Source organism: Uliginosibacterium sp. 31-16 (assembly GCF_030730865.1).
GTDB lineage: Bacteria > Pseudomonadota > Gammaproteobacteria > Burkholderiales > Rhodocyclaceae > Uliginosibacterium.
Genome location: NZ_JAVALZ010000001.1, coordinates 1,414,312 through 1,440,859 on the forward strand (window position 1 = coordinate 1,414,312; position 26,548 = coordinate 1,440,859).

The 26,548-nt window shown below is 62.6% G+C and carries 27 protein-coding genes; 13 read left to right on the plus strand and 14 right to left on the minus strand.

Going from position 1 to position 26,548, the window contains the following annotated elements; genetic code table 11:
* Positions 1 to 22: 22 nt before the first annotated feature.
* Genes Q9Q94_RS06585 through Q9Q94_RS06595 form a run of 3 tightly spaced genes read right to left on the minus strand, consistent with a single transcriptional unit; the run spans position 23 to position 2,370 of the window.
* Positions 23 to 547 (minus strand): hypothetical protein, encoded by a 525-nt coding sequence (locus tag Q9Q94_RS06585; RefSeq protein ID WP_305979225.1) that lies wholly within the window; start codon positions 545 to 547, stop codon positions 23 to 25.
* Positions 544 to 2,049, minus strand: a complete 1,506-nt coding sequence (locus tag Q9Q94_RS06590) for a YifB family Mg chelatase-like AAA ATPase (RefSeq protein WP_305979226.1) — start codon at positions 2,047 to 2,049, stop codon at positions 544 to 546. Before Q9Q94_RS06590 ends, Q9Q94_RS06585 begins: the two co-directional genes overlap by 4 nt.
* Before the next feature lie 51 nt (positions 2,050 to 2,100).
* Complete coding sequence (locus Q9Q94_RS06595) at positions 2,101 to 2,370, minus strand: accessory factor UbiK family protein (protein WP_305979227.1); 270 nt, start codon at positions 2,368 to 2,370, stop codon at positions 2,101 to 2,103.
* A gap of 259 nt (positions 2,371 to 2,629) precedes the next feature.
* Here Q9Q94_RS06595 and Q9Q94_RS06600 point away from each other — a divergent pair, with 259 nt between their 5' ends.
* The 9 genes from Q9Q94_RS06600 (at position 2,630) to Q9Q94_RS06640 (ending at position 10,742) form a co-directional block, all read left to right on the plus strand.
* Entirely contained in the window at positions 2,630 to 3,412 is a 783-nt protein-coding gene (locus Q9Q94_RS06600; protein ID WP_305979228.1) for a TorF family putative porin, read from the plus strand.
* Between the two features lie 54 nt (positions 3,413 to 3,466).
* Positions 3,467 to 3,805 (plus strand): P-II family nitrogen regulator, encoded by a 339-nt coding sequence (glnK, locus tag Q9Q94_RS06605; RefSeq protein ID WP_305979229.1) that lies wholly within the window; start codon positions 3,467 to 3,469, stop codon positions 3,803 to 3,805.
* Positions 3,806 to 3,823: 18 nt separating this feature from the next.
* Entirely contained in the window at positions 3,824 to 5,317 is a 1,494-nt protein-coding gene (gene amt, locus Q9Q94_RS06610; RefSeq protein ID WP_305979230.1) for an ammonium transporter, read from the plus strand.
* Between the two features lie 322 nt (positions 5,318 to 5,639).
* On the plus strand, positions 5,640 to 7,286 hold the full coding sequence (locus Q9Q94_RS06615) for a hypothetical protein (RefSeq protein ID WP_305979231.1): 1,647 nt from the start codon (positions 5,640 to 5,642) through the stop codon (positions 7,284 to 7,286).
* Positions 7,287 to 7,469: 183 nt separating this feature from the next.
* Entirely contained in the window at positions 7,470 to 7,670 is a 201-nt protein-coding gene (locus Q9Q94_RS06620; RefSeq protein WP_305979232.1) for a hypothetical protein, read from the plus strand.
* A gap of 132 nt (positions 7,671 to 7,802) precedes the next feature.
* Positions 7,803 to 8,636 (plus strand): bifunctional hydroxymethylpyrimidine kinase/phosphomethylpyrimidine kinase, encoded by an 834-nt coding sequence (thiD, locus tag Q9Q94_RS06625; RefSeq protein WP_305979233.1) that lies wholly within the window; start codon positions 7,803 to 7,805, stop codon positions 8,634 to 8,636.
* An 8-nt stretch (positions 8,637 to 8,644) separates the two neighbouring features.
* Positions 8,645 to 9,325 (plus strand): pseudouridine synthase, encoded by a 681-nt coding sequence (locus Q9Q94_RS06630; RefSeq protein WP_305979234.1) that lies wholly within the window; start codon positions 8,645 to 8,647, stop codon positions 9,323 to 9,325.
* Between the two features lie 41 nt (positions 9,326 to 9,366).
* Positions 9,367 to 10,011: a YceH family protein gene (locus Q9Q94_RS06635; RefSeq protein WP_305979235.1), complete on the plus strand. Its 645-nt coding sequence runs from the start codon at positions 9,367 to 9,369 to the stop codon at positions 10,009 to 10,011.
* Complete coding sequence (locus Q9Q94_RS06640; protein ID WP_305979236.1) at positions 10,008 to 10,742, plus strand: hypothetical protein; 735 nt, start codon at positions 10,008 to 10,010, stop codon at positions 10,740 to 10,742. Before Q9Q94_RS06635 ends, Q9Q94_RS06640 begins: the two co-directional genes overlap by 4 nt.
* On the opposite strand, the gene Q9Q94_RS06645 is transcribed toward Q9Q94_RS06640, so the two are convergent.
* The 11 genes from Q9Q94_RS06645 to ccmA all read right to left on the minus strand — a co-directional run bounded on the left by Q9Q94_RS06645 (position 10,658) and on the right by ccmA (position 18,483).
* Positions 10,658 to 10,951, minus strand: coding sequence for a hypothetical protein (locus Q9Q94_RS06645; RefSeq protein ID WP_305979237.1), 294 nt, complete (start codon positions 10,949 to 10,951; stop codon positions 10,658 to 10,660). The two genes, Q9Q94_RS06640 and Q9Q94_RS06645, sit on opposite strands and share 85 nt — an antisense overlap.
* 219 nt (positions 10,952 to 11,170) lie before the next feature.
* On the minus strand, positions 11,171 to 12,373 hold the full coding sequence (gene ccmI, locus Q9Q94_RS06650; RefSeq protein ID WP_305979238.1) for a c-type cytochrome biogenesis protein CcmI: 1,203 nt from the start codon (positions 12,371 to 12,373) through the stop codon (positions 11,171 to 11,173).
* Between the two features lies 1 nt (position 12,374).
* Positions 12,375 to 12,824 (minus strand): cytochrome c-type biogenesis protein, encoded by a 450-nt coding sequence (locus Q9Q94_RS06655; RefSeq protein WP_305979239.1) that lies wholly within the window; start codon positions 12,822 to 12,824, stop codon positions 12,375 to 12,377.
* Positions 12,825 to 12,843: 19 nt separating this feature from the next.
* On the minus strand, positions 12,844 to 13,374 hold the full coding sequence (locus Q9Q94_RS06660; protein ID WP_305979240.1) for a DsbE family thiol:disulfide interchange protein: 531 nt from the start codon (positions 13,372 to 13,374) through the stop codon (positions 12,844 to 12,846).
* Positions 13,371 to 13,700 (minus strand): hypothetical protein, encoded by a 330-nt coding sequence (locus Q9Q94_RS06665; RefSeq protein WP_305979241.1) that lies wholly within the window; start codon positions 13,698 to 13,700, stop codon positions 13,371 to 13,373. The genes Q9Q94_RS06660 and Q9Q94_RS06665 overlap by 4 nt, the downstream gene beginning before the upstream one ends.
* Complete coding sequence (locus Q9Q94_RS06670; protein WP_305979242.1) at positions 13,697 to 15,637, minus strand: heme lyase CcmF/NrfE family subunit; 1,941 nt, start codon at positions 15,635 to 15,637, stop codon at positions 13,697 to 13,699. Before Q9Q94_RS06670 ends, Q9Q94_RS06665 begins: the two co-directional genes overlap by 4 nt.
* Positions 15,638 to 15,731: 94 nt before the next feature.
* Positions 15,732 to 16,178, minus strand: a complete 447-nt coding sequence (gene ccmE / locus Q9Q94_RS06675) for a cytochrome c maturation protein CcmE (RefSeq protein ID WP_305979243.1) — start codon at positions 16,176 to 16,178, stop codon at positions 15,732 to 15,734.
* A gap of 1 nt (position 16,179) precedes the next feature.
* A complete protein-coding gene (gene ccmD / locus Q9Q94_RS06680) occupies positions 16,180 to 16,353 on the minus strand; it encodes a heme exporter protein CcmD (protein ID WP_305979244.1) in 174 nt (57 codons plus the stop codon).
* Positions 16,354 to 17,112, minus strand: coding sequence for a heme ABC transporter permease CcmC (ccmC, locus tag Q9Q94_RS06685; protein WP_305979245.1), 759 nt, complete (start codon positions 17,110 to 17,112; stop codon positions 16,354 to 16,356). It lies immediately after the preceding gene.
* A gap of 82 nt (positions 17,113 to 17,194) precedes the next feature.
* A complete protein-coding gene (ccmB, locus tag Q9Q94_RS06690) occupies positions 17,195 to 17,860 on the minus strand; it encodes a heme exporter protein CcmB (RefSeq protein ID WP_305979246.1) in 666 nt (221 codons plus the stop codon).
* Positions 17,857 to 18,483 (minus strand): cytochrome c biogenesis heme-transporting ATPase CcmA, encoded by a 627-nt coding sequence (gene ccmA, locus Q9Q94_RS06695; RefSeq protein ID WP_305979247.1) that lies wholly within the window; start codon positions 18,481 to 18,483, stop codon positions 17,857 to 17,859. The genes ccmB and ccmA overlap by 4 nt, the downstream gene beginning before the upstream one ends.
* A gap of 208 nt (positions 18,484 to 18,691) precedes the next feature.
* On the opposite strand from ccmA, the gene dctP reads away from it, so the two are divergent.
* From dctP to Q9Q94_RS06715, 4 genes are all read left to right on the plus strand, one after another.
* Positions 18,692 to 20,830 carry a TRAP transporter substrate-binding protein DctP gene (gene dctP, locus Q9Q94_RS06700; RefSeq protein WP_305979248.1) on the plus strand — a complete coding sequence of 713 codons (2,139 nt, stop codon included), beginning with the start codon at positions 18,692 to 18,694 and terminating at the stop codon, positions 20,828 to 20,830.
* A gap of 162 nt (positions 20,831 to 20,992) precedes the next feature.
* Positions 20,993 to 21,979 (plus strand): TRAP transporter substrate-binding protein, encoded by a 987-nt coding sequence (locus tag Q9Q94_RS06705; protein ID WP_305979249.1) that lies wholly within the window; start codon positions 20,993 to 20,995, stop codon positions 21,977 to 21,979.
* Between the two features lie 278 nt (positions 21,980 to 22,257).
* Positions 22,258 to 24,402 (plus strand): rhamnogalacturonan lyase, encoded by a 2,145-nt coding sequence (locus Q9Q94_RS06710; protein ID WP_305979250.1) that lies wholly within the window; start codon positions 22,258 to 22,260, stop codon positions 24,400 to 24,402.
* 408 nt (positions 24,403 to 24,810) lie between these two features.
* On the plus strand, positions 24,811 to 26,487 hold the full coding sequence (locus tag Q9Q94_RS06715; RefSeq protein ID WP_305979251.1) for a DEAD/DEAH box helicase: 1,677 nt from the start codon (positions 24,811 to 24,813) through the stop codon (positions 26,485 to 26,487).
* The last annotated feature ends 61 nt before the right edge of the window (positions 26,488 to 26,548 follow it).

Consider the following 26,548-nt stretch of genomic DNA (forward strand, 5'->3'; position numbering starts at 1 on the left):
GTTTTCCTTGAGTGAAAAAGATTCAGCGCCCGGGGAAGTCCAGCAGCGAATCGAGAAAGGTTTTGTCTGCGCCGCGCAGGCGGGTGAAATCGGCATCGATGCGGAGCGGCTTGAGGGGCTGCTCCAGAGCGGAGAGGATGCGCTGCGCCAGCGCACCGAGCAGGAGGGCGATCGGGATCAGGACGAAATACCCGGAGAGAGTGAATGCCCGGGATAGCTGCGGGGCGATGAAAAATGCGGCAACCAGCGCCAGGCTGAGCCAGCGCAAGGTGAGGCGGGCGCTGCGTGCGCGCCGGTAACGGCGGGAGTGCGTGGCACACAGCGGAATATCCAGTTTCACCTTGCGGTAGTGCAGCGTCAGCAGGCTGCCCCAGTGCAGCTTGCGCACGGCGGCTTCACCATCCGTCACGGCATTGCATTTCACGCAGCGCGGGGGCAATGCGCTGTTGCGCCGCAGGACCAGGGTCTTGCCGTCGCGCCAGTACTGCCTCTCCAGGAATAGATCCAGCTCCGCTTTGGGCGGGGCGTAGGGATTGATGGCGTTCACTTGCGCGACTCGCCGGGCAGACCGCGCCGGTATTGCACGGCTTCGGCCACATGCGCAGCGCTGATCACCTCGGCGGAAGCCAGATCGGCAACGCTGCGGGCGATCTTCAGGGTGCGGTGGTACGCCCGGGCAGACAGCCCCATGCGTTCGATGGCTTGCCGCAGCAGGGCCTTGGCCTTGTCGTCGGCCGGGCAATGCAGGTCGATCTCGCCGGCATCCAGATGGGCGTTGGCCTTGCCCTGGCGTGCGTGCTGGCGGGCATGTGCGGCGATCACGCGTTCGCGTACGCTGGCCGTAGATTCGCCAGTGGGGGCGTTCTGCAATTCGTCAGCCGAGAGGCTGCCGACTTCCATGCTGAGATCGATGCGATCCAGCAGCGGGCCAGAGAGCTTGCCGCGATAGCGCGCGACCTGGTCCGGCGTGCACCGGCAGGCGCGTGTGGGGTGACCAAGATAGCCGCAGGGGCAGGGATTCATGGCCGCGACGAACTGGAAGCGGGCCGGGAAATCCACGCTCTGGGCCGCACGCGAAACGGTGATGTGGCCGGTTTCCAGCGGTTCGCGCAGCGCTTCGAGGACGCGCCGGTCAAACTCCGGCAACTCGTCGAGAAACAGCACGCCGTGGTGGGCGAGGCTGATTTCGCCTGGGCGCGGGTACATGCCTCCACCCACCAGTGCCGGCGCTGACGCAGAGTGATGGGGCGAGCGATACGGGCGGGTGCGGAAGCGTGCCGGATCGAAGCGGCTTTCGAGTGACTGGATCGCGGCGGATTCCAGTGCGTCGGCTTCGCTTAACGGGGGCAGGAGTCCCGGCAGGCGACTGGCGAGCATGGATTTGCCTGTGCCGGGCGGGCCGTAGAGCAACAGCGAGTGCAGGCCGCTGGCGGCGACTTCAAGCATGCGCCGGGCCTGCACCTGACCCTTCACGTCAGCCAGATCGGGGTAGTTCGGTTCGCCGGTAAGTGGTGCGCCTGTGAAGGCTTCGAGCGCAGCATGACCGTTGAAGTGGGCGGCGACCTCCAGCAGATTGCGCGCAGGCAGGATGGTGATACCTTGTACCAACGCCGCTTCAGAGGCGTTTTCGGCGGGCAGGATCAGGGTGCGGCCGGCTTGTGCGGCACGCCAGGCCATCGCCAGCGCACCGCGTACCGGGCGGAGTTCCCCGGAGAGCGAGAGTTCGCCGGCCAGTTCGTATCGGTCCAGCGTGGCGGATTTGATCTGGTCGGAAGCCGCGAGAATGCCTATGGCAATCGGCAGATCGAAACGCCCGCTCTCCTTGGGCAGATCGGCCGGAGCCAGATTGACGGTTACCCGCTTGTTCGGGAACTCGAACTGGCAGGTCAGCAGCGCGGCACGCACGCGGTCGCGAGCCTCCTTGACCTCGGTGTCCGGCAGGCCGACCAGCGAAATCGCCGGCAGACCATTGGCCAGATGCACCTCGACGGTGACTTCCGGCGCGTCCATGCCGCACAGGGCGCGGCTTTTCAGGAGAGCAAGGGACATTCCGTTTCCAGATCAATCCTGCGCTTGTCGACTTTGGCCTTTTGATCGGGCTCAGGGCTCCGGATCTTCCTTGCGGGCGCTTTCCAGTTCGGCGATGCGCTTTTCCAGTGCTTCGATTTTTTCGCAAGCGCTCTGAAGCAGTGCTTTCTGCACTTCGAATTCTTCGCGGGTCACCAGATCAAGCCGCCCCATGGCACTGCTGAACAGGGCCTTGGCGTTCTTCTCGAAGTCCTTGGCCGGGCCGCTCTGCAGCAGTTCGGAGAACTTGTTCCCCATTTCTTCGAAGATCTGCGCGGGTTTGCCGGGATCGATCATTTCCATGCTCCTTGAATGAGGGCGCGCGAGGTGCGCGGGGTCGTGGCGAGTATAGCCCAGCACATCAGCAGGGCCATGCACCAGAGTGATGCACCAGCGTGATGCGGCGTGGGCAGACTGCGCGAAAGCCGTGCCTCACCCTTTCGGGCAGGCCCTTTGAAAACTCCTTGAAAGCCTTGCTGTGACTGGGCTTCGCGAAAGTGGCACGAAACCGGCTAACAGGTTTCTCGCAGCGTTACTTTCACCCTCTTTCAGGAGCCTTACCATGCGTTTGTCGATCATCGCCGCATCCCTGCTGTCTGCCCTGTCTGCCCTGCCTGCTCTGGCTGCCGATGAAGCCCCTGCTTCGCCGCACACCTTCACGGGCAACATGACGGTGGCCTCCGAGTACATCTATCGTGGCATTGCCCAGACTAACCGCAAGCCGGCCATTCAGGGCGGGGTGGATTACAGCCACAGCAGCGGCGTGTATGTCGGCGCCTGGGCCTCGAATATCAGCTGGCTGTCGGATGCACAGGTTGCCGGTGTCAGCGCGCCGGTCGAAATCGACACCTATGGTGGCTACAAGCATGCGTTCGGTGACGTGACCCTCGACGTGGGTGTACTGAAGTACAACTACCCGGGCACCTATCCCGCCGGCTTCGTGAATCCGGATACGCTGGAAGGCTATCTGGGTGTCAGCTACAAGTTTGCCAGCTTCAAGTATTCGCGTTCTTTCTCCAATCTGTTTGGCGCCCAATCGGTGCAGGAAGACGGCAGCACGAAGAAGACGGACGGCAGCCAGTACTTCGACCTGTCCGCCAACCCGGAACTGGGCGCCGGTTTCACGCTGAACCTGCACGCAGGTCGTCAGCAGGTCGCCAACTTCCCGAATGCTTCGTACAACGATTACAAGGCTGGCGTGACGTATGACCTGAAGGGCTGGGCGGTGGGTGTGGCTTACGTCACCACCACGGCCAAGGCCAGTACAGGTGATTTTTATCGCAGTGCGCTGAATCGCGATCTGGGTGCCGACCGCATCGTAGTGTCGCTGGGCAAGACGTTCTAATCATCTCACCCGGGGGTGACGCGCAAGCGTCGCGCCGGAATCAAGGAGTAATCCATGAAATTCGTATCCGCCATCATCAAGCCCTTCAAGCTCGACGAAGTGCGTGAAGGTTTGTCCGCCATCGGCGTGCAGGGCATCACGGTCACCGAGGTCAAGGGTTTCGGTCGTCAGAAGGGCCATACCGAGCTGTACCGTGGCGCCGAGTACGTGGTCGATTTCCTGCCCAAGGTCAAAGTGGAGATCGCCATTGACGACGCCCTGCTCGATCAGGTGATCGAAGCTATCGAGAAGGCTGCCAACACCGGCAAGATCGGCGACGGCAAGATCTTCGTGTTCGACCTGCAACAAGCCATCCGCATCCGCACCGGTGAAACCGGCGTGGAAGCCCTCTGATCCAAAGGGAGTAGAGACATGAAAAAGTTTCTCGCCATTGCATTGACGGCGCTTGCCGTCATGCTCTCCGGCGCTGCGTCGGCTGAAGAAGCCGCCAGTGCGCCCGTTGTTGCCGAAGCGTCGGCCCCCGCTGCGGCCACACCGGCTGTGGCACCTGCTGCCGATGCTTCTGCGCCAGCCGCTGCAGCCACTCCGGCGCCGGTGCCGAATAAGGGTGACAACGCCTGGTTGCTGGTTTCCGCAGCCTTCGTGATCCTGATGTCGATCCCCGGTCTGGCCTTGTTCTACGGTGGTCTGGTGCGCACCAAGAATGCCTTGTCGGTGTTGATCCAGGTCTTCGTGGTGTTCGCGCTGATTACAGTGCTGTGGGTGGTGTACGGTTACTCGCTGGCCTTCACCGAGGGCAATGCTTTCATCGGCAGCTTCAGCAAGATTCTGCTCTCCGGTGTGACGCCTGACAGTGTTGCGGCCACCTTCTCGAAGAACACCGTGGTCTCCGAACTGATCTACGTGGCTTTCCAGGGCGCTTTCGCAGCGATCACTGTCGGCCTGATCCTCGGCGCCTTTGCCGAGCGCATCAAGTTCAGCGCCGTGCTGGCTTTCTCGGTGATCTGGTTCACCTTCTCCTACCTGCCGATCTGTCACATGGTGTGGTACTGGGCGGGTCCGGATGCCTACACCTCGGCTGACGCAGCAACGGCTGCCGGTGCGACTGCAGGCCAGCTCTTCCAGTGGGGCGCTCTGGACTTCGCGGGTGGCACGGTGGTGCACATCAATGCGGCGGTGGCCGGTATTGTTGGCGCCTTCCTGGTGGGCAAGCGGATCGGTTTCGGCAAGGAATCAATGGCACCGCACAGCCTGACCATGACCATGATCGGCGCTTCGCTGCTGTGGGTGGGCTGGTTCGGGTTCAACGCCGGTTCGGCGCTGGAAGCCAATGGTTACGCGGGTCTGGCTTTCGTGAATACCTGGCTGGCAACGGCTGCGGCAACGATGTCCTGGCTGGTGGCTGAATGGCTGATCAAGGGCAAACCCTCGATGCTGGGTGCTGCTTCCGGTGCGGTGGCGGGTCTGGTGGCGGTGACGCCGGCAGCCGGCTTCGTCGGTGTGGGCGGTGCACTGATCATCGGTCTGGCTGCGGGCGTGGTTTGCCTGTGGGGTGTGAATGGTCTGAAGCGCCTGATTGGTGCGGATGATGCACTCGACGTGTTTGGTGTGCATGGTGTGGGCGGCATCCTCGGCGCCTTGCTGACCGGCGTGTTTGCAGCTCCGTCGCTGGGCGGCATGGGCATCTTCGATTACGTTGCCAACGCGGCTTCGGCTGACTACTCCATCACCGGTCAGGTCTGGATTCAGGCCAAGGCTATCGGCATGACGATCATCTGGTCTGGCGTGGTGTCCTTCGTGGCCTACAAGCTGGTCGACATGTTCATCGGTCTGCGTGTGCCGGAAGACGAAGAGCGCGAAGGTCTGGACGTTACCAGCCACGGCGAATCGGCTTACCACTATTGATTTGATCCGGGTCCGCCAAAAGCGGAATTTCACGGGCGCCTGCGGGCGCCCGTTTTTCTTTTTCCGGCCGGAGATCTTTCGGGCGCCTGCCCGAAAGCCGCTTGTGGCAAGCCTCTTCCGGGGGCTCTGCCGGAGAGACCCGTCTGGCAACGGTTTGCAGGCATTGGCCCTGCAATGCCAGGCGCACAGCCCCTTTGCAAGGGAGTGGTGGACGTCTATCAACACGATAGTCTGGCGCCTTCTCAAGCTCGCTGCCGCGCCAGCCGTAAGTTATTCGACGTATCATCGCCGTTCTCGCTCCGCCGCTTCAGGAATGCACACCATGGACAAGATGCTCGCCTACATCCGTCAGTACGCCGATACCATTCTCGACAAGTATCGGGACCCCTATCACGGTACGCCGCTGTTTTTTGACGGCATGAACACCTTCACGGGTGAGCCGGTGAAATGGCGCAACATGGAAGGTCGCGACTGGGAGCCGTCGAACATCGCGTCGCAGCAGAACCTGTTCCGCACGCTGACGGCGCTGTCGGCCCTGACCGGCGAGCCCAGATACAAGCAGGCCGCCAAGGATGCGATCCGCTGGCACTTCGATCATGCCGACGAGAGTGGCTTGCTGACCTGGGGCGGGCACTGTTTCCTGGATCTGAAAACGCTCGACACCGTTGGCCCCGAGGGCAAGAGCAAGGTGCACGAAATCAAGCACCACTATCCGTTTTACGAACTGATGTTCGAAGTCGATGCGCGTGCTGCTGCCCGCCTGATCAAGGCCGAGTGGAACTGTCACATCGACAACTGGGAAACCCTGGAGCTGACGCGCCACGGTAGCTACGGCCGGCCGCTGGTCGAAGAGGGCTTCTGGGACAAGCCGATGCACCCGGACCTCGAACTGATGCGCGAGGCCAAGGGCCTGTCCTTCGTGAATATCGGCAACGACCTGATCTATTCTGCCGGCCTGCTCGGCCAGATCGTGCCGGGTGAAGAGAAGGCGCTCGAGTGGGCCGAGTTCATGGCCTGGCAGTACGTGCGTACGCGCTACCCTTCCACGGGTCTGGGCTGTTACCAGTTCAATCGTCCGGTCAAGCGCGAGGAGCCGCCAGAAGACGAAAATCACCCGCAATTCACCTACTCCTTCTACGGTGATCGCGCCCAGCGTCAGTTCGGCCCGGAATACGGCGATGTGGCCAAGGAAGCATGGGTGCTGTTCAAGATGGACCCGGACGCCATGAATGGCCCGGAAGGCATCTATGGTGACAGTACGCTGGCCCAGCTGACCCTCGCGCGCCAGCTCGGTCCCAAGGGCGAGAAGCTCAAGCAGTGGGCGGTTGATGGGCTGGATGCCTGGCTCAAGTATGCCTACGTGCCGGAAACCAACCAGATCAAACCGATGTTTGCCGACGGCAAGGATCTGACCGGCCACGAATTCAAGCGGCGTGGCTTCTACGGCCGCAAGGGCTGGGTCTTCGAGCGCAAGCCGATCAATACCATCGTGTTCCTGTCCACCGTCACCGCCTGGGTCATCTCGGGGCGTGATTCCCTGTGGCAGCACGTGGTGGCGATGGCGAAGAACTTCGGTCTGGGCGAATGGAATCCGGCCGATCCGAAGGCACCGAAGGGGCCGCTGGTGGCGACCAAGGCTGACGCCATCCTGCTCTTCGCAGTGCTTGAAGTCGCGCGTGCCACGGGAGCCTCAGCCTATCTGGAGCTGGCCAAGAGCATCGGTGAACGGATCATGGAAAAACATGCTCATCGTGGCATGTTCGTGCCGAGCGAGAAGCACATCCACTGCCGTTTTGACGATACCGATGCGCTGGCGCTGCTGACACTGATCGCCACCGAGCGCGGTTGTCCTGAAGTGGTGCCGGGCTTCCGTTCGCAGGGCGGCTATATCCATGGCGACACCTTGCTGGCCGATGGGCGCAAGAACATCATGGACATCAAGGACATTTATCCGCTGACGGTTGACTGATGCACGCTGCGTGAGCGGTGAGAAAGGCGCGGAGTGATTTCCGCGCCTTTTGTTTGTGCGTTTGCGGAACACGACTTTACTTGACCGACATCAGCCAATGCTGCGCTGCAGCAGCAAAATCCGGCCTTGTGAGGGGGAGGCGAGCTTTCTATGCTTCACTGCATGCAGTTGCGGAGAAGTGCCATGAAGCGTACGCCGATGTTCCTGATGCTCTTGCTGGCGACAGCGCTGTCTGACAGTCAGACCAGCGGCGCCGTGCGCAGCACGAAACCGCTGCCGGGGACCGACGCGGCCGGGCTTGCGCTGCAGGGAGCGGACAGCGACAGCTCCGCTCTTGACGAGGCGCATCGCGCCGCTGTCCGGCGGATCAAACCGGCGGCCTGAAGACCCGCGCCGGTACTGCTTCTTGCGGCAGCCTGCCGGTGCAGCAAGGCTGTGTATGGTGGTGCAGACAGGCACTGCGAAGCGCCGCCGCATCTGCGACAATGGCGCCTCCGGTTTTTCCGCGTATCCGCCATGACCCGCAGCATTCCCAATGTCGTTTCCATCGCCGGCGTAGACCCCTCGGGCGGGGCTGGCATTCTTGCCGACATCAAATCCTTCTCGGCGCTTGGCGCCTATGGTTGTGGCGTGGTCGCTGCACTCACCGCACAGAATACGCAGGCGGTCACGGGTGTGCATGTGCCGCCGACCGATTTTCTCCGTCAGCAGATTGATACCCTGTTTGCCGACGTGCGCATCGATGCGGTCAAACTCGGCATGCTGGGTGCCGCCGATATCGTTGCCACGGTGGCCGAGCGCCTGCATCACTGGCAGGCCGCAAACGTGGTGTGTGATCCGGTGATGGTCGCCAAGAGCGGCGACCACCTGCTCGCTAAAAGTGCGGTCAGCATGCTGATCGAAGCCTTGCTGCCGAAGACCTTCATGCTGACGCCGAACCTGCCGGAGGCAGGGGTGCTGCTTGAATGCCGTGCCCCGGAGTCGGTGAAGGAAATGTATCGCGCGGCCGAGCGTCTGCGCGAGATGCTGCCTGTGTCGAGCGAGCGCTGGGTGCTCCTCAAGGGCGGCCATCTGCCGGGTGACGAGCTGGTCGACCTGCTTTTCGACGGTGACCACATGATCGAAATGTCCGCACCGCGCATCGCAACGAAGAACACGCATGGCACCGGCTGCTCTCTGTCTTCGGCGATAGCGGCCCTATTGCCGCAGCATGCCGGAGGATTCCGCCCTGTCGAGAATGCCGTACGCGGCGCGCGCGACTGGCTGCGCGGGGCGATTGCAGCCTCCGGCCAGCTCAGCGTGGGCCAGGGGCATGGACCGGTGCAGCATTTTCATGCGCTGTGGACATGACGTCCGCAGTGTCTGACGCCCCGCTGGCGCCGCGTGTGCTGTTCAGCCACCCGGATTTTCTCGTGACCCTCAAACCGGCGGGGGTGAGTTTTCATACCGAGGGCGAGGTGCCCGGCTATGTTGCGCTGGTGAAGGCACTCACCGGCGAACCTGGCCTGCATCCGGTGCATCGGCTGGATCGCATCACCTCGGGGCTGGTCATTTTTGCCCGGCACGCCGATGCGGCACGTGAATTCGGGCGCATGTTCGAAGATGGCGAAGTGGCCAAGTGCTACCTTGCACTTTCTGATCACAAACCGGCGAAAAAGCAGGGCTGGGTGAAAGGCGCCATGCTCAAGGCGCGCGCCGGTTGCTGGCGCCTGGCTCGTGAAGGTGAGCTGCGCTGCGCCACCCAGTTCTTCAGCTTCTCGGCAGCAGATGGTTTGCGCCTCTTCGTGCTGCGCCCGCTGACCGGCCGTACCCATCAACTGCGCGTGGCGCTGAAGAGCCTGGGCGCCCCGATCCTGGGCGATGCGCGTTATGGCGGCAGCCCGGCCGACCGCGGTTATCTGCATGCCTACGCGTTGCGCTTCACCTGGCAGGACGTATGCTACGACTTCGTCGAGCGTCCCGCCGAGGGGGCGCTCTTTGCGCTGACCAGCGATCAGCTCACCGGCAAACCCTGGTCACTGCCCTGGCCGGAGGCATGATCTGGCGCCCATCCATTGCACAGAACGTTTCAGGAGACTCCATGTCCGAACCGCAACAACTCAGCCCTGTTGAAGCCCGCGTCCTCGGCGTGCTGGTTGAGAAGCAGGCCACCGTGCCGGATACCTACCCGCTGTCGCTGAATGCGCTGATCACCGGCTGCAACCAGAAGACCGCGCGCGATCCGGTCATGGAGATCAGCGAATCCGCTGCGCTGGAGGCGCTGGACAGCTTGCGCAGCTACAGCCTGATCGTCGAATCCTCGGGCGGCCGGGTGACCAAGTACGGTCATAACCTGCCGAAGGTGTTTCAGCTGCCGACTCCCGCCGTCGCCATCGTTACCACCCTGATCCTGCGCGGGCCGCAGACCGTGGCGGAGCTGCGCGCGAATTGCGAACGGCTGTACCGCTTTGCCGATGCGTCATCGCTGGAAGCCTTCCTTGAAGAGCTTGCCACCCGTGTGGCCGCGCCGCTGACGGTGCTGCTGCCGCGTGCACCAGGCGCGCGCGAGAGTCGCTGGGCGCATCTGCTGTGTGGCATGCCGGACATCTCCGCGCTGCCCGCCGCCACTTCACGCGCCAGCGATTCAGGCCTGGCGGCCGATGTCGTCAGCCTGCGCGAAGAGGTCATGCAGCTGCGTGCCGAGGTGGCGGAACTGCGGGCGGAGCTGAAGGCTCTGCTGGAGTGAGCGCCCTGCGCAGCCATCTGTGGCATGCCAGCGGCGGGCTGGTCTACCACTGGCGTGCGCTGCGTTATCGACGCCGTCTGTGGCAGCCCTTCGCGGCGCAGGTGGCGCGCTGGCTCGCTGACTGGCAGCCCGCGCAGGAGGAACTGGTCATCGTCGGGCCAAGTGCCGGCTATACGCTGGATGCGGGCTTCCTTGCGCGCTTTGCACGCGTGACGATTCTTGAGCCGGACCCCATCGCCAGGAGCCTCTTGCGGCGGCGCTTTGCAGGTATCCACTTTGAAAAAGGGCGCGTGGATTGCTTCTCCGGCATGGATGGCCCAAGAGCCTTGTCACAAGCCTATCCGCGGGCAGCCATCCTTTTCGCCAATTCCATCGGCCAGCAGCTTGAGCGCCTCGACCCGGGCTGGCCGGCAGCGCTGCAGGCTGCCCTGCAAGGGCATTCCTGGGCGAGTTATCACGATGTGACTGCGACTGCGCAGGCGCCACGGCAGAACGCGGCGGCGCAGTGCTTTGCGTCAGGTGCAAGTCTGGAAGAGGTGCTGGCCGGCTTCTGGCCGGGTGGCGAACTGGTCTTGCATGACCATGGCAGCTTTGGAGTGCTGCCGGCGCAGGCGTACGCGATCTGGTCCATCACGCCGCAGCAGCATCATCTGGTGGAGTGGAGCTCCATCACCGTGGTCGGGCCTTCGAGCATCATGCCGGGGAATTCGGGCATTTCCGGCAGATCGTAGTCGGATTCAACCAGACGCAGCGTGCTCAGCTGGCGCATGATGTCCTTCGGGTCGCCGAGCTGTGCGAGCAACTCACTCAGTTCGCCAAAGGGCGTCTTGCCATCCACCATGATCAGGGCACGGCGCAGGCGCGGATTCAGGCCCAGCGTGCGCTCGCTGATTTCGGCCCGGCCCTTGGCGGTTTTACTGTAAATGGCGACGTCGAACATGGTGTGGGTTTCGTGACAACTGTGTGAATGCTAGCTGTCTCAGGGCCCACGGAATACTGTCTGAAGAGGCGATATCGAGCATTTGCGACCGGTGGTTGCCCAAGCCGGACCGGCGAAAAATTGTTCGCTAAATCAACAATTTGTCGAATTTGATTAATGTGAAATAAGTCACACAAAAGCAAAAATAATTGGGCACCCCGGCAAGGCGCCCACCATCGTTCAGCGCGGAATTTCTTCGCTGATGACGAGTTTTATCCCTTGTGCATCCGGCGCGACCGGGGGCGAAAAACCCTGCAAATCGCCAGGCCCGGGAGTGGCATTGCCAGACTTCGAGATCCGCGCGCCGATGATGATTTTTTCCGGCAGGGCCGCGCCGGCCATCATCAGCGTGGCCTGGCGGAAATCGAAATCCAGCGGCAGATCGCTCACCTTGAAGCGCAGTGCGGCGAGTGGCGGCCCACCCGCGGCGGGGCGGGCAAACACGAAGAGGCTGGTTTCAGGGCTGATGCCCGCTGCCATCTCTTTTCCCGCGAGGGTGATTTTCCCGCTCGCGCTGAGCGAGCCTGCGGCGGGTTGTGCCGGGCTGGCGATCGGCAGGCCAGCGCGTTTGCGCGCCTCGCCAATCATGGTCTGGGCAGATTGCGCCATGTCGCTTTGCGGATCGACATGGGCGGCCATCTTTTCCCACAGGCTGACCGCCTGTTTGTAATCGCCCGCGTCGAAGGCAATCGTGCCGGCCAGGGCCAGCGCCTTGACGTTGGCGGGGTCCAGCTGCAATGCACGTGCGACCAGTTTGGCCGGCTCGCCGGTGAGTGAGCCTCCGGCGCTACCCAAGGCATCGGCCCAGTCGGCGAAGGTCTGCGCATTAGCCGGCTGCTTCTGCGCCAGCTTGGCAAAGGTGTCACTGGCGTCCTTGAAGCGCTCCAGCACCATGTAGGAGCGCCCCAGCATGTGCAGGCCCTCCAGGTCATCGGGATTGGCCGCCACCTTGGCGGCGAGCTTGTCGACCATGGCTTCGATCTGCAGCGGGCTGATGCCCTGCGGTGCAACGCGCAGTGCCGGGTCCAGTGCGGCCGGATTGCCCAGCGCCAGATACAGCCCCACGGCGAGCAGGGTGCTTGCCAGCCCGGTGGCAATTGCCCAGCCGCGGCGCGGCACGGCGAGTGCCTGTTCAGCGGGAGCGACATCCGCTTCTGCCAAGGCGCGGCGAGCCAGTTCGTCGAGGCCTTCGGCGTGGGCGGCAGCGTCGATCTGGCCGGCAGCCAGTTCGGCGTCCAGGGTGGCGCGCTGCTCGCGCAGGATGCGTAGCGCAGGCGCTTCGGCGGGGATTTCGAGCGCTGCGGGCCGGCGCCACAAGGGCCACAGCAGCACGGCGAGTACGGCGAGCAGGAGCAGGCCGGCGGCAATCAGGAAGGGGCTCATGTCAGCTTTCTTTCTTGTCGAGCAGGGCACGGGCGCGCGCCAGTGCGGCGGCATCCGGCACCGCCTCGGCGGGCTCGCTGCGGCGTTGGCGCAGGCGCCAGAAGAAGGCGGCCAGTGCGCCGAGGACGAGCAGCAGCGGGCCGAGCCACAGAATCAGCGTGCCGGTTTTCAGCGGCGGGTCGTAGAGCACGAAATCACCATAGCGCTCGACCATGAAGTCGCGCACCTCGGCCTCGCTCTTGCCGGCGGCAAGCATCTCGTGCACCTGGCGCTTCAGGTCCATGGCGAGATCGGCCTGCGATTCGGCAATCGACTGGTTCTGGCAGACGAGGCAGCGCAACTGTTCCTCAAGCCGCGTGGCGCGGGCGTCTACGGTCGCTTCGGGCGTCGCGGCGAAGGCCGAGACACTGAAAAATACGATGCATATTGCCCGGATCAAGCGCTGTGCCATCCGGGGCCTGGAGAGAGATTCACGCACCCTGCAACTCCTTGATCCGTGGCAGCAATTCCTTCTCCAGCACCTCCGGCGTGAGCGGGCCGATGTGCTTGTGGCGGATGCGTCCCTTGCCGTCGATGAGGAAGGTTTCCGGCACGCCATACACGCCGTAGTCGATGCCCACGCGACCGTCGGCATCGACGATGGAGAGCGTATACGGGTCGCCAAACTGGCCCAGCCAGCCCAGCGCGTCGTCACGCTTGTCCTTGTAGTTCAGGCCGATGATGGGCAACACGCCGCGTTTGGCGAAGTCGATCAGCACCGGATGCTCCTCGCGGCAGGCTACGCACCAGCTCGCCCACACATTCAGCAGCCAGACCTTGCCCTGCATGTCGGCGAGCTTGAGCTGCGCCTCGGGCTGCTGCAGTTGCGGCAGATTGAAAGCCGGCGCCGGCTTGTCGATCAGCGGCGAGGGAATCTCGCGTGGATTGAGAGTCAGGCCGATGGCGAGGAAGGCGACGAGGCCGATGAAGATCGCGAGAGGGATGAGGGCTTTGGCTTTCATGCGGATTCTTCTGCGCTGATGAAATGGCACAGTTGTGCGGTGACAGAGATAAGACCGCGGGCCAAGTAAATGAAAGTGGTTCCTTGCGTTGGGGACGGGGCCCACGAAACGATATTTCCAGCTCTGGCATTTGACTTCAACTCTGCGAAATCAGCGATTTGTGAGTGCTGTGACACACCTTCAAAGCGGATGTTGGCGGGGCAGCGTTGGCGTGAGTTGTTTCCGTTTGGGTAATAGTCCAGAGAAATGGAAATCGTGTCCGTTGCCACGTTTATTTCCATTCCTTTGAGTACGGCGTCGTGCAGTTCGATAGAGTCCAGACTCATGCGGCCACCTTGGTTTTTGTCTTGCGGTAACGCGCATCCAGTGCCGCGCACAGCCCGCCCAGCGCCATCAGCAGGCAACCGCCCCAGATCCAGCTGACGAAGGGTTTGTAGTACAGGCGCAGCACCCAGCTGTCCGGCCCGACGGCTTCACCCAGCGAGACATACACATCGCGGAACAGGCCGGTATCAATCGAGGATTCGGTCATCGGCATCTGGCGAGCTGTGTAGATACGCTTCTCCGGATGCAGGACATTGATCTGCCGGCCGTCGCGGGCGAGGCTGACCGTGGCCTGCGCGGCGACGTAGTTGGGGCCTTTGACTTCATTGACCCCGTCCAGCCGGAAATCGTAGCCCGCCAGCTGCGTGTTGCTGCCGATCTTCACGGTGACGTCGACATTGGCCTCCAGCGTCTTCACCAGCGTCACGCCGATGATGAAGATGCCGATGCCCAGATGCGCCAGCCACATCCCCCACCACGAACCGGGGATGCCGGAGAGCCGCGCCCACAGGCCGTCTTCACCCTGCATGCGGGCCCATAGAAGCTGCACGTTGCCCGCCAGTACCCATGCCGCGAGAGCCAAACCCAGCGTACTTCTCCACGATGGATGCCCGGAGAGCCACGCCAGCAGCGCGCCTGCGAGCAGGCTTCCTGCAAACGCAGGCCAGAGGCGGCTCACCAGCGTGCCGAAAGCGTGATCCTTCCAGCGCACGAAGGGGCTGACGACCATCAGCAGCACGACCGGCGCCATCAGTGGCACGAACACGGCTTCGAAATAGGGCGGACCGACGGAGAGCTTGCCGCCGCCCAGTGCATCCATCAACAGCGGGTACAGCGTGCCGAGCAGCACCGTGGCGCACACCACGGCGAGTAGCACGTTGTTGGTCAGCAGCAGGGTTTCACGCGACAGCAGACCGAAGCGCCCGCCGCCCGCCAGCTTCGGGGCGCGCCAGGCATACAGCGCCAGCGAGCCGCCGATGACGATGACCAGCAGCGCAAGAATGAACACGCCGCGTTTCGGGTCGGTGGCAAACGCATGCACGCTGGTCAGCACGCCGGAACGCACGAGGAAAGTGCCGAGCAGCGACAGCGAGAAAGCCGAGATGGCCAGCAGCACCGTCCAGCTTTTGAAGGCACCGCGTTTCTCGGTGACCGCCAGCGAGTGGATCAGCGCGGTGCCGACCAGCCAGGGCATGAAGCTGGCGTTCTCCACGGGGTCCCAGAACCACCAGCCGCCCCAGCCCAGCTCGTAATACGCCCAGCCGGAGCCGACCGCGATGCCCAGCGTGAGGAACAGCCAGGCGGTGAGCGTCCACGGCCGTGACAGGCGTGCCCAGGCCACGTCGAACTGGCCGCCGATCAGCGCCGCGATGGCAAACGCGAAGGCCACCGAGAAGCCCACATAGCCCATGTACAGCAGCGGCGGATGGATGATCATCCCCGGGTCCTGCAGCAGCGGGTTCAGGTCGTTGCCTTCCGGTGCGCCCGGCAGCAGGCGGGTGAAGGGATTCGAGGTGATCAGCATGAAGGCCATGAAGCCCACGCTGACCAGTCCGAGCACGGCCAGCACGCGCGCCGAGAAAACTTCCGGCAGGCGCTTCGAGAAAGACACCGCAGCGGTCCAGCCGGTGAGCATCAGCCCCCACAGCAGCAGCGAGCCCTCGTGGCTGCCCCACACGGCAGTCAGGCGATAGACCAGCGGCAACTGCGTGTTCGAATGCGAGGCGACGTAAGCCACCGAGAAATCGTTGTCGACAAAGGCCCAGGCGAGGCAGGCGAACGCCACCAGCACCAGCACGAACTGCGCGCGTGCGGCCGGGCGGGCGACCGCCATCAGTGCCGCATCGCCACGCTGGGCGCCGAGCAGCGGCAGGCTGCCGAGCACGGCGGCGGTGACAAAGGCGAGGATCAGGGCAAAGTGGCCGAGTTCGGGGATCATGGGTCAGTCGTACCAGTCTCGCCGGGCGGAGGAATGAGTCGCGCGGCAATTGTTGAGCATCAGGATGGCGGGTTACGCCTTCGGCTAACCCGCCTTACTGTGAAATCGTTTGCGCTGTCTTGTGGGCGCGGTCAATCGCGTCCTTGGCTTCCGGCGGCATGTAATTCTCGTCGTGTTTGGCGAGCACTTCGGTGGCGGTGAACACCCCGTCGGCGCCCAGCTTGCCCTGCGCTACGGCGCCTTTGCCATCCTTGAAGAGATCCGGCAGCGCGCCTTTGTACACCACCGGCACCGTCTTCGCGGTATCGGTGATTACGAAGCGTACGGTCTGGCCATCTGCGTTGCGCTGCAGCGAGCCCGCCAGCACCATGCCGCCGACGCGGAAGTTGCGGCCCTGCGGCACCTTGCCCTCGGCCACTTCGCTCGGAGTGTGGAAGAACACCAGATTGTCGTTGAAGGCATTCAGCACCAGCGCGGTGGCGCCGCCAAGCAGGGCCAGCGCGATGCCGATGAGCAGAAAACGTTTGTGGCGGGGTTTCACGTCAGTCCTTTTCAATTTGCTGCAACTGGCACAGGCGCTGCAGGCTCTGCTTCCGACGCTGGTGCAGCAGCCAGAGTTCCGCAGCGATGAGCAGAAAACTCACGCCGTAGGAACCCCATACGAAGAAACCGCGCCCGCCCATGGCGATGAATTCACTGAAGGATTGCCACTGCATTTATCGATCCTCCCTGTTGTTCCGACTCCCCAGCCGGGCAATTTCGGCCGCCGCCCAGTCGGTGTGGCGTTCGCGCTCCAGAATGATGCTGCGGGTGCGGGCAAAGGTGACGGCGAGGCTGTAGAACCAGGCAGCGAAAGCCATGACCAGCATGCCGAGCTTGATCGACGCTGCTACGCTGGCCGAGCTGCCGGCTCCGACCGAGGCGCCCTGATGCAGGGTGCTCCACCATTTCACCGAGAAATAGATGATGGGCACATTGACCGCCCCGACCAGCGCGACGATGGCGCCCGCCTTGTCGGCGCGGCGCGGGTCTTCGATGCTGCGGGTCAGCGCGATGAAGCCGAAGTAGAGGAAGAGCAGCAGCAGTTGCGAGGTCAGGCGTGCATCCCATACCCAGTAGGCGCCCCAGGTCGGGCGGCCCCACAGCGCACCGCTCCACAGTGCGATGAAGCAGAACAGCGCCCCGGTGGGGGCGAGTGCCTGCGTGACGTAGAACGACAGGCGCGTACCCAGCCCCAGTCCGATCGCTGACCAGAAGGCCATCACCAGATAGATGAACATGCTCATCCAGGCGGCGGCGACGTGGATGTAGATCACGCGGTAGACCTCACCCTGCACGGCATCGACGGGGGCGACGAAGAAGCCAATGTACAGGCCCGCGGCACAGCACAGGGCGGCCAGCGTTGCAAACACGGGCACGAGCTTGCCGGCGAGCGGGTAGAAGGTCTGCGGTGAGGAAAACCTGAAGATGTTCATGGTTTCAGCTGTAAGTACTCAGGCAGTTCCGCATGATACGAAGAAATGTGCCTGCAGGTGCCTTGATCTGTTTCAAGAGAGGTCATTCACAGGCCAGTCGCAGGGCCGCCGCGCAAGCAAATGGCGCCAGCGCCAGCGCCGCCAGACTGGCGCCGCCCAGCAGGGAGAGATGCGGCGTGATGCTCATGCCCCCCGCCCATGCATCCACGGCACCTGCACCGAAAACCAGCACCGGTACGCATAGTGGCAGGACCAGCAGGGCGAGCAGGCTGCTGGCGCCGCGCAGGCCCAGCGTCAGTGCTGCGCCGATGGCTCCGAGTAGTGACAGGATGGGGGTCCCCAGCATCAGGCTGGCGACGAGTACCTGGGTGGCGCCAGGCTCCAGCCGATACATCAGACCCAGCAGCGGGGCGATCAGCACCAGCGGCAAACCGGTAGTGAGCCAGTGGGCGAGGATCTTGGCGCTGACCCAGATAACGGAGGGTTCGGGCGAGAGCAGCAGTTGCTCCAGCACGCCATTGTCGAAATCCTGCGCAAACAGGCGGGGCAGGGCGAGCAAGCTGGCAAGGAGTGCTGCGACCCACACGACGCCGGGACCGATGGTACGCAGCTGTTCTGCTTCTGAACCGATGCCAAAAGGGAACAGGCTTGCGACGATGACGAAAAAGGACAGCGCGACCAGCAGGTCGGCGCGCGCGCGCCATGCCAGGAGAATGTCTCGATGCAGGACGGAGAAAAAGGTGTTCATGGAGCAAACGTCTCTACATCAAGGATCCGCAATGGCGTCCGGAAGGAAACGTCCTGATGCGAACTGAAGATCACGCTGCCGCCGGCCGCGCAATGCGCATCCAGCGTGGCCGTCAGCCCGGCCACCGCATCTGCGTCAAGAGCCGTGAAAGGCTCGTCAAGAATCCAAAGAGGACGATCTGCTGCGAGGAACAGTCGTGCCAGCCCGACACGACGACGCTGGCCCTGTGACAAAACTTTACAAGGCAGAGTGGTCTGGTGCTGCAGTCCGATCTGCGATAGTGCTGCGACACAGTCTGCGTGGCTGACAGGAGTGCCAGCTGCAGTGCAGGCAAAGCGCAGATTCTCGACCGGAGTGAGCAATTCGTTGAGAGCCGGAGCGTGGCCCAGATAGAGCAGGGCTGCGTGAAACGCCTCACGCTGGACGTGAATCGAGGTGCCATGCCAGCACAGTGTTCCGACGGCGGGCGGCGATAGTCCGGCAAGCAGGCGCAGCAAGCTGGTTTTTCCCATGCCATTGGCGCCTGCAATGCGCAGCAATTCGCCAGGCTTCAGGGAAAAGCCCAGCCGGCGGAACAGGAGGCGGTCGCCGCGCTGGCAGGCGAGTTGATCGACGTCAAACATGGACGGCATTCAACCACAAGCGGGCAGGCGGAGCCAGCCCGTGAGGGGCGACTGCCTTTCTGGCAGGGGCCTCAAGGTCTGTGATGTGCCGCCGTAACCTGAACATGTAGTCCCGTTTTGCGGGGTGTGTTCCGGTGATGCAGACACGGGGTGTTTCAGGACGGTGCCAATCGGCACCGGGCGGAAAGCTGGTGATTTTCGGAGGATCATGATGTCCATTACCCGCAAGATTTTTGTGCTGATTTGTGTGGCACTGGCCAGTTGCGGTGTTGTTTTCGGAGTGGCCCTCAGCGGCCTTTCGCGCATGCAGGCGGCGGCCAGTGCGGCGGATCCTCAGGCCGTGCAGGTGGCTTTTGCCTCGGCACGCATGCTGTCGGTCGTGGCCTTGCTGCTGGGGGTTGTCGTGATTGCCGGGTTGGGCTATCTGCTGTGGCGTTCTCTGGTGAAACCCTTGCAGAACATGCAGGAGACGATCGCTCAGGCGGCGGACAAACTGGATTTCACCGGAGTGATCACGGTGAGTTCCGGTGACGAAATTGGCACGACGCTGAGTGCCTATAACCGTTTGCTGGAGCGTCTGCGCCAGAGTTTTGCCGATATCCAGAAGGCGACCGAGCACATGCTTGAGGTGACCGAGGATGTCGACGTGTCTTCACGCAAGATTGCGCGCAATTCGCAGATCCAGAGCGATGCGTCGGCCAACATGGCAGCAGCGGTCGAAGAAATGACCGTCAGCATCTCCATCGTTGCGCAGCAGGCCAAGGATGCCAATCAGCACACCCAGGAGTCGCGGGATATTGCCGAGCACAGTGCAGGCTCCATCCTGAGCACCGTTGATGGTATTCGCACGATTTCAGACACGGTGGGAGAGGCTGCCGCGCGGATCAAGACCCTGCGCGCCGACTGCGACAGTATTTCGGCAATGGCCGGGATCATTCACGAGATTGCCGATCAGACCAATCTGCTGGCGCTGAATGCGGCCATTGAGGCCGCACGGGCGGGCGAGCAAGGGCGTGGTTTCGCGGTGGTGGCCGACGAGGTACGCAAGCTTGCTGAGCGCACCACCAAGTCGACGCAGGATATCAGCGCGCTGGTGGTCCGGATGCAGGATAGCGCCCGTTCCGCAGTTGACAGCATGAGCGCAACCGAAGAAGCCGTCAGCCACGGCGTGGTCAATGCCAAGCAGGCTGGGGATTCGATCGAACGCATCAAGGAGGGTTCTGCGGCCGCGGCGGGTGTCGTGGAGGAAATTGCCGGGGCGATTCGTGAGCAGCAAACTGCAAGTACCGAGATAGCCAAGAACATCGAACAGATCGCCCAGATGAGCGAGCAGAATTCCGCAGCGGCAGGTGCATCGGCGACGGCGGTGAGTCGCATTTCGCAGGCGGGGCGGGAGATTGCCCAGTCCCTGTCGTTGTACAAGGTGGATAACCGGCGCAAGACTCTGGAAATCCGCGTTGCGGATATTCACGGCGATGATCATCCGGCGGTGCGCGCCTTGCGCGCAATGGGCGAGTTGATCGAATCACGTTCGGATGGTCGTTTGCGCATGAAGGTGATGTCCAAGGGGGCGTTCGGTGCAGAGAAGGAAGCACTGGAGCAGCTCAAGAGTGGTGGGCTGGACATGACTCGCACCATGATCTCCAGCCTCAACAAGGATTGCCCACAGACTGTGGTGCCGGCCATGCCCTTCCTGTTCCGCTCTATTGATCACATGCAGAAAGCCATGGACGGACTGCCGGGGCAGCAGATCCTTGCGTCCTGTGCGAGTGGTGGGTTCATGGGGCTGGCCTTCTATGACAGCGGGGCGCGCTCGATCTATGCCAACAAGCCTGTGAAATCGATTGCCGATGTGCGTGGCATCAAGTTGCGCGTACCGCAGTCGGATCTGTGGATTGCCGTGGCCAATGCCATGGGTGCGCATGCCACGCCGATGTCACTTGACGAGATCGTGGCGGGCCAGCGCATGGGCCTGGTCGATGCGGCGGAAAACAATCTGCCTTCTTATGAAGGCTTCAAACATTCTGAAATCTTCAAGTATTTTTCCTTTACCGAACACTCGATGGCTCCGGATATTCTGGTGTTCTCGAAGAAACGCTGGGATACGCTGGCTGAGGAAGATCGCCAGATTATTGCCGAGGCCGCTCGCGAATCGGTCGGCATCATGCGCCGGTTCTGGAAGGAGCGTGAAGAGCAGGCCAGCCGGGCCGCCAGTGCTGCGGGGTCGATCTTCGTGCGGGATGTGGACAAGGCTTCTTTCCAGAGCGCGATGAAGCCAGTCTATGACAAGTTTGTGACGACCAGCGACCAGCGCGCCCTGTTGCAGGCAATCCAGGCCATTCGCTGACCCGGATCCGGGCCGTCATTGTCATTCTGTCGCCGTGTGGCAGTGACTGTTATTGCCATCGGCGCTACATCCTTTAGGGTACTTTCTTACTTTATGGCGGGTCGTTAGCATGGCTACGGCAGCGCACGCTGCCCAAGCCATATGACCCGGAGGAACCCGCCCATGAAGTTCGCCCTGACTGGCATTGCCCTGGCTGTCGCCAGCCTGTTTGCAAGTGTTGCTCAAGCCGCTCCGACACCTGTCAATCTGCGTGTTGTGACCCCATTCGCTACCGGCCACATCCTGGCTGATACCGCCGTCAAGTTCAAAGAAGAGCTGGAGGCCCGCGCCCCGCATATCAAGGTGTCGATTCAGACGGGGGTGCTCAACGAGCAGACCATCGATCCGGCCTTCCAGCCCTGCAGCGCAAGCGAGCGCGTCGGAGAGGTGCTCCTGACCGGGGGACAGCCCATTCAGGATTACGCGCCGGCCTATTTCTTTTTCAACGGCCCGTACGTTATTCGTGACTTCAAACATCTGCAGGAGGTGTGGGAAAGCAAGATTGGCGACAAACTCGTCAAACAGCTCGAGGACGACGGCAAGATGGTGGCCTTCGATCCGGTTTATCGTGGTTTCCGGCAGTTCACTGCCAACAAGCCGATCAACACCCCTGCCGATTTCCAGAGCATGAAGCTGCGCCTTCCTCCTGTGCCGGACTGGATTGCGGTCTGGCAATCACTGGGGGTCGTCCCGGTGCAGGTGCCGCTGCCGGGTATCTACGATGCGCTTAAAACCGGTGCTGCCGAAGCGTCCGAGGGCGACCTTACCCAGATCAAATCGCTCAAGCTGTACGAAGTACAAAGTCAGTTGATCATGACCAACCATCTGGTTGGTTTCGGCATGCAGATGGCCAATGCCTGCTTCTATCGCAAGGAATTGTCGAAGGGAGATCAGAGCAAGGTTCGCCTGGCGCTCAAGAAAGCCGCGCAATGGGGAACCCGCACAATCCAGGAGCGTGAGGCCAGCCTGCTGGCCGAGTTGCAGGCGTCCGGCATGAAGATTGTCACTCCGGACGCTGCGGCGATCCGCACTGCGGCTGAACCGGCAATCAACCAGCTGTTTGCCACGAAGTGGACGGTTACCACCTGGAAGAAAGTCCTGGATCAGTAAGCGTTTCAAGGAGTCTGGCTGGAGAGGCTTTCTCCAGCCAGACACGGGTGCTGATTTCGCGGAACGCCCAATGCGGTTGAATCCTGACAGCACCCTCCAGGCATCCTTGCTGGACTGTCTGTCTGTACCATTTGGGATACCGTACCTCTGCCTGGTCGTGGATTCTCCTCCATCCATCTTCCGCTGGTCACTATTTATTTGTAGGATTTATTCTTACAAACTACGATGCCACGGAGACGGGATATTTGTATCCCCGACAACAAGAACAGTGAGGAGACATGATGCGTAGCAAGATTCTTGGCGGCATGGCCGTCATGCTGCTGGCAGCTAATGTGCAGGCAGCTACGGACTATCCGTCCGGTTATACCAAGTGTGCCAAGGAAGGCGCGGCCTGCGCCATGAGTGGCACGCGCAGCGTGGCATTCGGCAAATCCGGCGCGTTTGTATACGCCACCCTGAGTGGCAACTTTACCTGTCAGGCCTCGCTGTTCCCGTCGAACTCGATCACCGGCACGCGTTATTGCTCTTACGCGGCGACGACTTCTTCGTCCAGCTCCAGTTCCTCTTCGAGCAGCAGCTCGTCGTCCAGCAGTTCGAGCAGTTCCAGCTCGTCTTCAAGCAGCAGTTCGTCTTCCTCCTCCTCGTCGAGCAGCAGCTCAAGCAGCGGCGGTACCGGCAAGTACGTCGAGAAGCTCGACCGTGGCGTGGTGGCGGTTCCCGCTTCCAGCGGCATGCTGGTGAGCTGGCGCCTGCTGGGCACCGATCCTTCCGGCATCAGCTTCAACGTGTATCGCGGCTCGGTCAAACTCAACAGCAGCCCGATCACGGGTGCCACCAACTATCAGGACACCGCCGGCAGCGCGGGTTCAGCCTACTCGGTGCGTCCGGTGATCAATGGCGTGGAGCAGTCTGCTGCCAGCGCCACCGTGCTGGCCAATCCCTACTTGAGCATCCCGATCAGCAAGCCGGCTGGCGGCACGACACCGGATGGTGTGGCGTACACCTACGAGGCCAACGATGGCTCGCCGGCGGACCTTGACGGCGACGGCCAGTATGAAATCGTGCTGAAGTGGCAGCCAACCAATGCCAAGGACAATTCGCAGTCCGGCTATACCGGCAACACCTACATTGACGCCTACAAGCTCAACGGCACACGTTTGTGGCGCATCGACCTAGGCAAGAACATTCGCGCCGGCGCGCACTACACCCAGATGGTGGTGTATGACCTGGATAGCGACGGCAAGGCCGAGGTCATGCTCAAGACCGCTGACGGCACGAAGGACGGCAAAGGCACGGTAATCGGATCAAGTTCTGCCGACTACCGCAACAGCTCGGGCTACGTTCTGTCCGGCCCGGAATACCTGACGGTATTCAACGGCGCCACCGGGGCGGCGATGGCCACCACCAACTACCTGCCGGCACGTGGCACGGTATCCAGCTGGGGGGATTCCTACGGCAATCGTGTGGATCGCTTCCTCGCTGGCGTGGCCTACCTCGATGGTACAAAACCGTCGGCGGTGTTCGCGCGTGGCTACTACACCCGTGCAGTGCTGGTTGCGTGGGACTGGCGTGATGGCAAGCTGAGCCAGCGCTGGACGCATGACAGCCCGACTTCAGGTTCGGGTGCTTATGGTCAGGGAGCGCACTTCTTTACCGTGGGTGACGTTAACAACGATGGCAAGGATGACATCGTCTATGGCGCTGCCACCATCAATGGCAGCGACGGCAAGCTGCTGTATCGCACGGGCCTCGGCCATGGTGATGCACTGCATATGACGGATCTGAACCCGAACCGCAGCGGTCAGGAAGTGTTCATGGTTCATGAGGAAACCGGTGCTGCCTATGGCATGGAGATGCACGATGCGGCCACCGGCAAGATCCTTTGGGGCGTGAAGACCGGCGTGGATACCGGGCGCGGCATGTGTGCGGACATCGACCCGGCCTATCCCGGTTACGAGTGCTGGTCCAGCGTGGGCGGCGTGTACAGTGCCACCGGCGTCTCGCTCAGCAGTTCCCGCCCGAGCATCAACTTCGGCATCTGGTGGGACGGCGATCTGTCGCGCGAACTGCTCGATGGCGTGAAGATCGACAAGTGGGTGCCGTCCTCCTCCAGTGTTACGCGTCTGGTTACGGGGGCTAATGCTGCGTCCAACAACAGCACCAAGGCCAATCCGGTGATCTCGGCAGATCTCTTCGGGGACTGGCGCGAGGAGGTGGTCTGGCGCAACACCGACAACAGTGCCCTGCTGGTATACACCACCGGCATCGTGACCAGCGCGCGCATTCCGACCTTGATGCACAACCCGCAATACCGCGTGCAGGTGGCCGGCCAGAACATGGCCTACAACCAGCCGCCGTATCCGAGTTACTTCCTCGGCAATGGCATGGGGGTTGCAGTTCAGCCGGCCGTGCGTACGCCCTGAAGACACTCCGTCGGGAGTGGAGCGCGGGGCGTTGGCAAGATGCTCGCCCCGGTTCCGCTCCGCCGTACCGAAAACCGCCTCCGGGCGGTTTTGCTTTTGGTTGTTCCGGTCATGAGCCCGCAAGCCGCTCCGCGCTTGCTTTTGCGCGAAGACATGCTGTAAACGCTTGCCGGGTGCGGCTCTTCAGCCTGTGCTCACTGTAACTAGACACGAGAATTCACTTTGCACTGCAGCATTTAGCGGTTATCCTGCGCCGCCTGTGGCATGTGTTCCAGTCTCCCCGCCACTGTCCTGTAGCAGCAGACTCGCTGCCCTCAGTAATTCACACGAACCTGCTTCGTCCTCCTCGACTGGAGCCGCACCCTGAAGGCAGCGGCTGGTCGACGCAGCTCTCTGATTGAGAGAAAAATGTCCTTTGCATCCCTCGGGCTCATCGAGCCCCTCGTCCGCGCCGTTACCGAGCGTGGCTACACTACCCCTACGCCCATTCAGACCCAGGCCATTCCGGCCGTGCTGGGTGGTGGCGACCTGCTCGCCGGCGCGCAGACCGGCACCGGCAAGACCGCCGGTTTCACCCTGCCGCTGCTGCAACGCCTGACCGAAACTCCGGCCCGCAAGCCTGGCGCGATCCGCGCGCTGGTGCTGACGCCGACCCGCGAACTGGCCGCCCAGGTCGAAGAATCCGTGCGCCACTATGGTGTGCACCTGCCGCTCAAGTCCATGATGATGTTCGGCGGTGTGTCCATTAACCCGCAGATCACCCAGCTCAAGCGCGGTGTCGACATTCTCGTCGCCACGCCGGGCCGCCTGCTGGACCACGTGCAGCAGAAGACTGTCGATCTGTCCGGTGTCGAAATCCTCGTACTGGATGAAGCCGACCGCATGCTCGACATGGGCTTCATCCGCGACATCAAGCGCGTGCTGGCCCTGCTGCCGAAGCAGCGCCAGAACCTGCTGTTCTCCGCGACCTTCTCGGACGAGATCAAGGAGCTGGCCGACAGCCTGCTGAACAAGCCCGCGCTGATCGAAGTGGCGCGTCGCAATGCCACGGTCGAAGCCATCACCCAGCGCGTCATGCTGGTTGATCAGAAAGCCAAACGTCATCTGCTCGCGCATCTGATCAAGGAACACGCCTGGTTCCAGGTTCTGGTGTTCACACGCACCAAGCACGGTGCCAACCGGCTGGCCGAGCAGCTCACCAAGGGCGGCACTCCGTCCCTGGCGATCCACGGCAACAAGAGCCAGAACGCCCGTACCCGTGCGCTCGCCGAATTCAAGAGCGGCGACCTGCAGGTGCTGGTGGCGACCGACATCGCCGCGCGTGGCATCGACATTTCCGAGCTGCCGCATGTGGTGAATTTCGAGCTGCCCAATGTGCCGGAAGATTACGTGCACCGTATTGGTCGGACCGGCCGTGCCGGCTCCACCGGTGAAGCCCTGTCGCTGGTAGCGCCGGACGAAACCGGTTTCCTCAGGGACATCGAGAAGCTTACCCGCCGCACGATCGAGCGCGTAGTCGTGCCGGCTTTCGAGATTCCGGCCGGTGCTGCTGCTGAAGATGCGCAACCGCGCCCGCCGCGTCAGCCGCAAGGTCGTGGGCGTCAAGCCCAGGGCCAGCGCCGCGAAGGCGGCACACCGGCCAGTGCGCCGCGCAGCCGCTCCGGCAGCGCTTCTTCGGGCAGGTCTTCTGCACAGCCGCGCGCAGCCGGCGCTGGTGAAGGCCGTGCGCCGCAGAGTGAGGCACGGCGCGGATCTGCAGGCGCATCGTCCGGACAGCCGCGCGGAACGGGCTCTTCCGGGCAGCCTCGTCGCTCAGGTCCGTCGGGTGCGGCTTCCGGGCAGGCACGTCATGGTTCCTCGCAAGGTGCCAATGGTCGTCCGCAGCGCAGCAATGCACCGCGTGGCGAAGCCAATGGCAATGTCGCGCGTCCGCAGCGTGAAGTGAATGGCAATGTACTGGCGCAGCCGCGGCGTGATGTTAATGGCAATCGCGCCCAGCCGGCCCGTTCGGGCGAGAGCCAGGGCGGCTTGCGTGGCGCGTTCTCGCGTGGCATCAGTGCCTTGCGCCGCCTGAGCGACAGCTGAAAAAGGCAGTTCGGCGCTTGCCGGGCTGAATGCACAAAGGGCCGCGTTTGCGGCCCTTTGT

Coding starts and splice junctions, on each gene's coding strand:
- ccmB (WP_305979246.1), bottom strand. CDS start 17,860: ATGAACACCTTTTTCTCCGTCCTGCATCGAGACATTCTCCTGGCATGG.
- glnK (WP_305979229.1), top strand. CDS start 3,467: ATGAAATTCGTATCCGCCATCATCAAGCCCTTCAAGCTCGACGAAGTG.
- dctP (WP_305979248.1), top strand. CDS start 18,692: ATGATGTCCATTACCCGCAAGATTTTTGTGCTGATTTGTGTGGCACTG.
- Q9Q94_RS06705 (WP_305979249.1), top strand. CDS start 20,993: ATGAAGTTCGCCCTGACTGGCATTGCCCTGGCTGTCGCCAGCCTGTTT.
- ccmC (WP_305979245.1), bottom strand. CDS start 17,112: ATGAACATCTTCAGGTTTTCCTCACCGCAGACCTTCTACCCGCTCGCC.
- ccmD (WP_305979244.1), bottom strand. CDS start 16,353: ATGCAGTGGCAATCCTTCAGTGAATTCATCGCCATGGGCGGGCGCGGT.
- Q9Q94_RS06635 (WP_305979235.1), top strand. CDS start 9,367: ATGTCCGAACCGCAACAACTCAGCCCTGTTGAAGCCCGCGTCCTCGGC.
- ccmA (WP_305979247.1), bottom strand. CDS start 18,483: ATGTTTGACGTCGATCAACTCGCCTGCCAGCGCGGCGACCGCCTCCTG.
- Q9Q94_RS06590 (WP_305979226.1), bottom strand. CDS start 2,049: ATGTCCCTTGCTCTCCTGAAAAGCCGCGCCCTGTGCGGCATGGACGCG.
- Q9Q94_RS06710 (WP_305979250.1), top strand. CDS start 22,258: ATGATGCGTAGCAAGATTCTTGGCGGCATGGCCGTCATGCTGCTGGCA.
- ccmI (WP_305979238.1), bottom strand. CDS start 12,373: ATGAGCCCCTTCCTGATTGCCGCCGGCCTGCTCCTGCTCGCCGTACTC.
- Q9Q94_RS06655 (WP_305979239.1), bottom strand. CDS start 12,824: ATGGCACAGCGCTTGATCCGGGCAATATGCATCGTATTTTTCAGTGTC.
- Q9Q94_RS06595 (WP_305979227.1), bottom strand. CDS start 2,370: ATGGAAATGATCGATCCCGGCAAACCCGCGCAGATCTTCGAAGAAATG.
- Q9Q94_RS06620 (WP_305979232.1), top strand. CDS start 7,470: ATGAAGCGTACGCCGATGTTCCTGATGCTCTTGCTGGCGACAGCGCTG.
- Q9Q94_RS06660 (WP_305979240.1), bottom strand. CDS start 13,374: ATGAAAGCCAAAGCCCTCATCCCTCTCGCGATCTTCATCGGCCTCGTC.
- Q9Q94_RS06665 (WP_305979241.1), bottom strand. CDS start 13,700: ATGAGTCTGGACTCTATCGAACTGCACGACGCCGTACTCAAAGGAATG.
- Q9Q94_RS06670 (WP_305979242.1), bottom strand. CDS start 15,637: ATGATCCCCGAACTCGGCCACTTTGCCCTGATCCTCGCCTTTGTCACC.
- Q9Q94_RS06715 (WP_305979251.1), top strand. CDS start 24,811: ATGTCCTTTGCATCCCTCGGGCTCATCGAGCCCCTCGTCCGCGCCGTT.
- Q9Q94_RS06615 (WP_305979231.1), top strand. CDS start 5,640: ATGGACAAGATGCTCGCCTACATCCGTCAGTACGCCGATACCATTCTC.
- Q9Q94_RS06645 (WP_305979237.1), bottom strand. CDS start 10,951: ATGTTCGACGTCGCCATTTACAGTAAAACCGCCAAGGGCCGGGCCGAA.
- Q9Q94_RS06600 (WP_305979228.1), top strand. CDS start 2,630: ATGCGTTTGTCGATCATCGCCGCATCCCTGCTGTCTGCCCTGTCTGCC.
- thiD (WP_305979233.1), top strand. CDS start 7,803: ATGACCCGCAGCATTCCCAATGTCGTTTCCATCGCCGGCGTAGACCCC.
- amt (WP_305979230.1), top strand. CDS start 3,824: ATGAAAAAGTTTCTCGCCATTGCATTGACGGCGCTTGCCGTCATGCTC.